Here is a 470-nt window from a genome sequence, read left to right as displayed (position 1 = left end):
CAGGGCAATCGGGTGAGTTAACACGTGACATATGGCGCCAGTGCTGAATCTGTGAGTCCCCAATTGATTCGATTGGGAGATACCTGCGATGGCCACATCCGACGAGGCGGTACTCGAGAGCGTTGTTTTTCTGGATCATTTTGCGGATCTGCCGGACCCGCGGCAACTCAGCAAAATCATCTATCCGCTGGACGAGATCCTGCTGCTGTCCTTGCTTGCGGTGCTGGCCGGGGCCGAGACCTTCACTGCAATCGCCCAGTTCGGGAAAGACAAAGTCGATCTTTTGCAGCGCTTCCGGCCCTTTGCGAATGGCGCGCCCGATCATGACCGCTTGGGCGAAGTGTTCGCCGCGCTGGATGCCGAACAGTTCCAGAAGTGCTTCGTCAGTTGGGTCACCGCCTTGACCGGGATACCCGCCGAGGTGATCGCCATCGATGGCAAGACCAGCCGGCGCTCCTATCAGAAGAAGG

1 protein-coding gene is annotated in these 470 nt (G+C 58.3%); it reads left to right on the top strand.

Features of this window, described 5'->3' with window-relative positions:
- Positions 1–88: 88 nt before the first annotated feature.
- Positions 89–470 (top strand): ISAs1 family transposase (locus ACWGTI_RS32705; RefSeq protein ID WP_454590688.1); only part of this gene is annotated, 382 nt, incomplete at its 3' end.

It is taken from the genome of Mesorhizobium sp. ArgA1 (genome assembly GCF_053714375.1).
Note: the sequence above shows the minus strand (reverse complement) of the source record. Positions and strands in the feature narration are given on the sequence as shown.